The 6,380-nt window shown below is 69.5% G+C and carries 7 protein-coding genes; 2 read left to right on the top strand and 5 right to left on the bottom strand.

Annotated elements, in window-relative coordinates:
* The first annotated feature begins 117 nt into the window (after positions 1–117).
* Positions 118–945 (top strand): carbohydrate ABC transporter permease, encoded by an 828-nt coding sequence (locus E1218_RS21040; protein WP_132322728.1) that lies wholly within the window; start codon positions 118–120, stop codon positions 943–945.
* A gap of 113 nt (positions 946–1,058) precedes the next feature.
* On the opposite strand, the gene E1218_RS21035 is transcribed toward E1218_RS21040, so the two are convergent.
* A complete protein-coding gene (locus E1218_RS21035; RefSeq protein ID WP_132322726.1) occupies positions 1,059–1,742 on the bottom strand; it encodes a hypothetical protein in 684 nt (227 codons plus the stop codon).
* A 251-nt stretch (positions 1,743–1,993) separates the two neighbouring features.
* Between E1218_RS21035 and E1218_RS21030 the strand changes: the two genes are divergently transcribed.
* Complete coding sequence (locus E1218_RS21030; RefSeq protein ID WP_132322724.1) at positions 1,994–2,419, top strand: CBS domain-containing protein; 426 nt, start codon at positions 1,994–1,996, stop codon at positions 2,417–2,419.
* Between the two features lies 1 nt (position 2,420).
* Here the strand turns inward: E1218_RS21030 and E1218_RS21025 are convergent, their stop codons facing one another.
* The 4 genes from E1218_RS21025 to hisN are packed head-to-tail and all read right to left on the bottom strand — an operon-like array spanning position 2,421 to position 6,281.
* Positions 2,421–2,783, bottom strand: coding sequence for a DUF4190 domain-containing protein (locus E1218_RS21025; protein ID WP_132322722.1), 363 nt, complete (start codon positions 2,781–2,783; stop codon positions 2,421–2,423).
* Between the two features lie 52 nt (positions 2,784–2,835).
* Complete coding sequence (locus E1218_RS21020) at positions 2,836–4,185, bottom strand: M16 family metallopeptidase (RefSeq protein WP_132322720.1); 1,350 nt, start codon at positions 4,183–4,185, stop codon at positions 2,836–2,838.
* Positions 4,182–5,468, bottom strand: coding sequence for a M16 family metallopeptidase (locus E1218_RS21015; protein WP_132322718.1), 1,287 nt, complete (start codon positions 5,466–5,468; stop codon positions 4,182–4,184). Before E1218_RS21015 ends, E1218_RS21020 begins: the two co-directional genes overlap by 4 nt.
* A gap of 33 nt (positions 5,469–5,501) precedes the next feature.
* The gene (hisN, locus tag E1218_RS21010; RefSeq protein ID WP_132322716.1) at positions 5,502–6,281 is read right to left on the bottom strand and encodes a histidinol-phosphatase; all 780 of its coding nucleotides are present in this window, start codon (positions 6,279–6,281) and stop codon (positions 5,502–5,504) included.
* Positions 6,282–6,380 lie beyond the last annotated feature (99 nt).

The following is a 6,380-nucleotide window of genomic DNA, read 5'->3' as shown; positions in this document are numbered from 1 at the left end:
CCGCATGACAGTACATATGCCACGCCTCCGGCGCGGCGGATCGTCGGGTGGCAACGCCCGGCCTTCCCTCGTCGCTCCGGTCGCGTCGCTCTCTCCACTTTCAGGCCGGGAGGCCCGATGATCGCGCGGGACCGGATCAACAAGCTCACCTCGAACGTCGTTCTGCTGGCGATCGGTGTGCTGTTCGTGCTGCCGCTGCTCTGGGTGCTGTTCGCGTCGATCAACCGGACCGCGGGCCTGCGGGTGGAGTTCCCGACCTCACCCACGCTGGGCAACTTCAAGGCGGTGCTCAACACCGACACCACGTACCGGCCGGTCCTGAACGGCATCGTGCTGTGCGGCGGCTCGGCACTGCTCACGATGATCTGCGCCGTACTGGCGGCATACCCGCTGTCGCGGTTCAAGTCGAGGTTCAACCGGCCGTTCCTGCTGACCGTGCTGTTCGTCACCGGGCTGCCGATCACCGCGGTCATGGTGCCGGTGTACGGCCTGTTCGTGCAGCTCAACCTGGTCGACACGATCGGCGGCACGATCATGTTCATGGCGACCAGTTCGCTGCCGTTCGCGATCTGGCTGACGAAGACGTTCATGGACGGCGTACCGATCTCTCTCGAGGAGGCCGCCTGGGTCGACGGGGCCGGCAGCATGCAGGCGCTGCGGGCGATCGTGCTGCCGCTGATGTGGCCCGGGATCGCGGTCGTGGCAATCTTCACCTTCATCGGCATGTGGGGGAACTTCTTCGTCCCGTTCATGCTGCTGCTGTCCCCGGAACGGTTGCCGGCCTCGGTCAGCATCTTCACGTTCTTCGGTCAGTACGGTGAGCCGAACTATGGTCAGCTGGCGGCGTACTCGTTGATCTACACGATGCCGGTGCTGCTGCTGTACCTGCTGCTCAGCCGGAAGCTCGGTGGGGCGTTCGCCCTGGGTGGCGCGATCAAGGGCTAGTACGACGTACGCCGAACAGCCGCTGTGGACAGGGTGTCCCCGGCGGCTGTTCGTCGTATGTGCGTCCGGGCGGTTGTGCAGGTGGTCGACGTACTCGGTGCGCGGGAGTCCGGCTAGGTTCGGCGGTCGGTCAGGGTGTGGCGGGTTTCCTGCCAGAAGGTGAGTTTCTGGTGGAAGGGCCAGTCCCATTGGTAGTCCGGCTCGGCGTCGGCGAAGCGGGACAGGGCGGGTGAGGCCAGGGGAGCGGCTGCGTCCGGGACAGCGTCGAGGACGACAGCCAGACGGATCACGAAGGTGGACAGCCTGGTCAGGCGGGAGTGGTCGGGCGTGGTCTCTAGATCGTTGAGCTGGCCGCGCAGTTGTCTGATGGTGCGGAGGGCGGCGCGGTGTTCGGCCCGGGCGGGCGTGGCCAGGTCGCCGGCCGGGATGCCGAGGAGTTCGGCGAGGTCTGCCGGCGGGACCTCGGGCGAAGGCGAGGACGACTTGCGCAGGAGGCGTGGTCTGCCGGACCGGAGTTGCTCGGCGAGCTGGTCGAGCAGAGTGTCCAACGCGCGGACGACCTCGGGCAGTGCGCGGTCGGCGGTCCGGCGGCGGTTCGTGGCCAGCGCGGTGACTCGGTCGTAGTCGGCCTCGACCGCAGCACGCAGGGACGGCGGCCAGTCGTCGAGGCCGGCGAGTTGCTCCTTCCGGGGCGCGGACGGGTTGAGGTCACCAGCGCTCAGCGGCTTGCCGCCGGAGCGCGCCGCACTGATCTCCTCTTCGAGCTTCTTCTGCGGACCCGGAACGATTGAGCTCACCCGACCACCCTACGCAGATGGAACAGCGGGCGGGTATCCGCTCGGGGCCGTGCACCCGCCCGCCGGATCAGGGGATCCGGTCCTGACCGTCAGGACCAGGTACGACGGCCGGTTGTGACAACCCGATGGGCGACTACTGAGGGTCATCACATTCGGCACCGATGGTTGACAACCTGTGATCGGTGAGGACTGCCGCTGGGGAGCGGTTTTCGCTACCGTGGGGTATTGGTCCTCGATCTGCAGGAGGCTCCGTGAAGATCAACGACGTACTGCGCGGCAAGGGCAACCAGGTCGTCACCATCTCCCCAGAAGCCACCGTCACCGAACTCCTCACCCTGCTGGCCGACCACAACATCGGAGCCGTCGTGGTGAGCCCGGACGGATCCTCCGTGGCCGGCATCGTCTCCGAGCGCGACGTCGTCCGGCTCTGGAACGGCACCCCGGACGCGGGAGACGTCCGGGTCAGCTCGATCATGACGGCCGACGTCGCCACCTGCGGGCCGGACGAGCACATCGACGACCTGATGCGGCTGATGACGGACCGCCGCATCCGGCACGTCCCGGTGGTCGTCGACGGTGCGTTGACCGGCCTGGTCAGCATCGGCGACGTGGTCAAGTCCCGGATCGGCGAGCTCGAGTTCGAGCGGGAGCAACTGTCGAACTACATCAGCAGTTGATTCACGACGCAGCCGACAGCAGCACTGCCAGACCGGCCAGCACCAGCGACCCAAGGGCGAGCAGGGCCGTGCCGATCAGGCCGCAGATCTGGCCGGCCTCGGCCATGCCGCGGTTGTGGTAGACACCGGGTGACGCGTCGATCTCGGCGAGGGCCTGGGAGCCGAGCCACCAGGCGACCGGCGAGACGATCAGCAGGCCGGTGCAGAGCGCGATCGCGCCGAGAACCAGGGACACCGTGGCCTGACCGTGGTCCCGGAGGATGCCGTACGCGGGCTGTTCCGGAAAACCGGGCTGCAGCGGGTACGCCGGTGACCAGAAGGTGTGAGTGCGGTCCGTCGCGTCGGTCGGACGATCCGTGAACATGCTGCTCCTCTGCTCAGTGCCCTCGGGTGCCGAGCAGAGGAGCGGCTGCTGCTCAGCTCAGGTCGATCAGGTCACCCAGCTCCAGCGCGGTCAACTGGGGCCGGATGTCCTTGGCTTCCCCTACGACGACGACCAGCAGACCGTCGGTTCCCACGTACCGGCGGTAGGCGTCGGTGGCCTCGGCGGCGGTGGTCGCGGCGATCTGGGCAAGATAGGTGTCGGCGAAGCCGATCGGTACGCCGTTGGCGATGTTGCTGCCGACCTGCTGGGCGACCGAGTCGGCCTGCTCGTACCGCAGCGGGGCGGTCCGGATCAGGCTGTCCTTCGCCTCCTGGACCTCCTGCTCGGTCAGCCCGTCGCGGGCCTCCCGGAGGATCCGGAGCGCGTCACCGATCGCGGCCCCGGTCACCTCGGTGCGAACGGCGCCGCCCAGGCTGAACGTGCCGCCCTTGCGCGGTGCGGCGAAGCTCGTCCGGGTCCCGTAGGTGTAGCCCTTCTCCTCGCGCAGGACGGTGTCGACCCGCGACGTGATCGTGCCGCCGACCACGTGGTTGGCGACCGCGGCCGCACCCCAGGCGGGATCGCGGCGGTCGGGCCCGGCGCAGCCGATCAGGAGCTGGCTCTGCACGGAGCCGGGCCGGTCGACCAGAACGACCCGGTCGCCGGGGATGTACAGCGGCTCGGGCGTGTCCACGGCCGGGCCGGACGCGGACGTCCAGCCCCCGAACGCCTCGTCGACGATCGCGGCCACGTCCACGCCGGTCGCGTCACCCGCGAACAGGATCTGCGCCCGGCCCGGGCCGATGTTGTCCCGGTAGAACCCGGCCACCTGGACGTTCGTCAGCGGCCGGATCGTGTCCGGCGTGCCCGCGGTCGGGCGGGACCGCCTGGTCGACGGGTCGAACAGGTTCGCCGCGAACGCCTCGCGGGCGCGGTAGCCGGCGTTCGCCCGTTCCTGGTTGATCTCGCCGAGCCGGATCGTCACGTGCCGGCCGACGTCGGCCGGGTTGAACGCGGGCCGGGTGACGGCCTCGGCCAGCAGCTGCACCGCCGGCGCCAGGTGCGACACCGGCACCGAGATCTCCACGTGCAACGCGTCCGAGCTGACGTCCACGCCGTACGCCGCGCCGTGCCGCTCGAGGGCGGCCGCGAAGTCGTTCGCCGACCGCAGCTCGGTGCCTTCGTCGAGGGTCCGGGACATGATCGTGGCGATGCCTTCGAGCTCCCGCGGCTCGGCGATCAGCGGCATCGCGATCGTCACCCGGACGGTGGCGACGTACTGCCCGGGGCGGTCGAAGACGTGCACCGGCGTGCCGGCGGCGGTCGACGTGGTGGTCGATTGCGGGAACTTCCACGGGCGGGGCGCCCCGACGGCCGGCGGGGTGGTCAGAACCTGGTTCATGCCTGCTCTCCTGCGGTCTCGCTCTGCCGGTAGGTCACCTGGGCACGACCGGACGCACGGATCCACTGGGCCGCGGCCGCCTGTACCTGCTCGACGGTGACTGCCTTGACCTGGTCGATCCGGGTGTTGATCCGGTTCGGGTCGCCGAACAGCAACGCGTGGTGCGAGATCTCGTCGGCGCGGCCGGCGCAGGTCGCCAGCTGCTCCAGCCAGTCCCGCTCGGCCTGCGCCTGCACAGTGGCCAGCTCGTCCCCGGTGATGCCGTGCTCGGCCAGCTTCTCGATCTCCTCGAGCAGCGCGTCCTCGACCTTCTGCAGGTCCACGCCGTCGGAGGCGATCCCGGTCAGCGTGCCGAACGAGACCCCGCCGATCAGCGGCAGCGCGCCGCCGGAGACCGACTGCGCGATCTGCTCGTCGCGGACCAGCCGGCGGTTCAGCCGGCCGCTCTGGCCGGCGGCCAGGATGTCCAGCGCGAGGCCGGCCGCGTCCAGCTCCGGCGTCCCGTCGACGGGCAGCCGGAACATCATCGTGACCAGGTCCGACGGTACGTCGGAGACCACGTCGTCGCGGCGCACCTCGGTGAGCGGGCCGATCGTGCCGTCCGGTGCGGCCGGCGGCTTCGGGACGGCCGGCAGGTGGCCGAAGTACCGCTTGGCCGCGTCGAAGGCGTCCTCCTCGGCCACGTCGCCGACGATGGTCAGGACGGCGTTGTTCGGGCCGTAGTACGTGCGGAAGAACGCGTGCACGTCCTCCACCGAGGCGGCGTCGAGGTCGGCCATCGAGCCGATCGTCATGTGCGCGTACGGATGGTCCGCGGGAAAGGTGAGCTTCACCAGCCGCTCGTAGGAGTCGCCGTACGGGCGGTTGTCGTAGCTCTGCCGCTTCTCCTCCTTGACCACGTCGCGCTGGTTGTCCAGGTTCTCCTGGTTCACGGCGTCGAGCAGGTAGCCCATCCGGTCGGCCTCGAGCCACAGGGCGAGGTCGAGCCCGCCGCTGGGCAGCGACTCGAAGTAGTTCGTCCGGTCGAAGAACGTGCTCGCGTTCAGGCTGGCGCCTGCCGTCTCCAGGAGGCTGAAGTGCTGACCGGAGGCGACGTTGCGTGACCCCTGGAACATCAGGTGCTCGAACAGGTGGGCGAACCCGGTCAGCCCCGGGGGCTCGTGGCGCGAGCCGACGTCGTACCAGAGGTTCACGGCGACGATCGGTACGGCGCGGTCGGAGCTGACGACGACGCGTAAGCCGTTGTCCAGCGTCTGTTCCGCGATCGGGTAGGTCAAGGGCATGCCAGCCACCCTACGTGGTCCGCGAAGCCCGGATCACTCCAGTCGTTGGAGGACCTCGTCGTGCAGACGGCCGTTGGTGGCGACCGCGTTCGGCCCGTTCGGGCCGGGCGCGCCGTCGACCGAGGTGAACCGCCCGCCGGCCTCCTCGACGATGATCGCCAGCGCGGCCATGTCGTAGAGGTTCAGCTCCGGCTCGGCGGCGATGTCGACCGCGCCCTCCGCGACCAGCATGTACGACCAGAAGTCGCCGTAGGCGCGGGTCCGCCAGCACGCGTCCAGCAGGTCGGCCCACTGGTTCTTCTTGCCGAGCTTCTCCCAGCCCTTGAGCGAGGCGTACGACAGCGAGGCGTCCTCGATCTTGCTGACGTCGCTGACCCGGCACGGCTGGGAGGAGTGCAGCGCGCGGCCGGTCCAGGCGCCGTCGCCGTACGACGCCCACCAGCGCTTCCCGAGCGCCGGGGCGGAGACCACGCCGACGACCACCTGGTCCTCGATCATCAGGCTGATCAGCGTCGCCCACACCGGGACGCCGCGGATGTAGTTCTTGGTGCCGTCGATCGGGTCGACCACCCAGCGGCGCACGCCCCAGCCGCTGGTGCCGTCCTCCTCGCCCACGAACGCGTCCCGGGGGCGCGCCCGGGCGAGCGTCTTGCGCATCACGTCCTCGACCTTCTGGTCCGACTCGCTCACCGGGGTGAGGTCCGGCTTGGTGGCCACGTGCAGGTCGAGCGCCTTGTAGCGGTCCATCGTGGTCGAGTCCGCGTCGTCGGCCAGGATGTGGGCGAGCCGCAGGTCATCCGTGTGCGAAGGCATGCCGGAAGGCTAGCCTGACCGGCCGCTCAGCGGAGCAGGTGTCCGCAAAGGTTGCGGAACGGTTGCGGCCCGCAGTGAACCGAACAGGGTCGTTGAACG

The organism is Kribbella turkmenica, from assembly GCF_004348725.1.
In the GTDB taxonomy this organism is placed as follows: Bacteria; Actinomycetota; Actinomycetes; order Propionibacteriales; family Kribbellaceae; genus Kribbella; species Kribbella turkmenica.
This window is presented reverse-complemented; position numbering and strand designations above follow the sequence as displayed.

What these genes read in the sequence shown, in the direction of transcription:
- E1218_RS21040 (WP_132322728.1), top strand. Translation starts at nt 118, where the DNA reads ATGATCGCGCGGGACCGGATCAACAAGCTCACCTCGAACGTCGTTCTG.
- E1218_RS21025 (WP_132322722.1), bottom strand. Translation starts at nt 2,783, where the DNA reads ATGTTCACGGATCGTCCGACCGACGCGACGGACCGCACTCACACCTTC.
- E1218_RS21020 (WP_132322720.1), bottom strand. Translation starts at nt 4,185, where the DNA reads ATGAACCAGGTTCTGACCACCCCGCCGGCCGTCGGGGCGCCCCGCCCG.
- E1218_RS21015 (WP_132322718.1), bottom strand. Translation starts at nt 5,468, where the DNA reads ATGCCCTTGACCTACCCGATCGCGGAACAGACGCTGGACAACGGCTTA.
- hisN (WP_132322716.1), bottom strand. Translation starts at nt 6,281, where the DNA reads ATGCCTTCGCACACGGATGACCTGCGGCTCGCCCACATCCTGGCCGAC.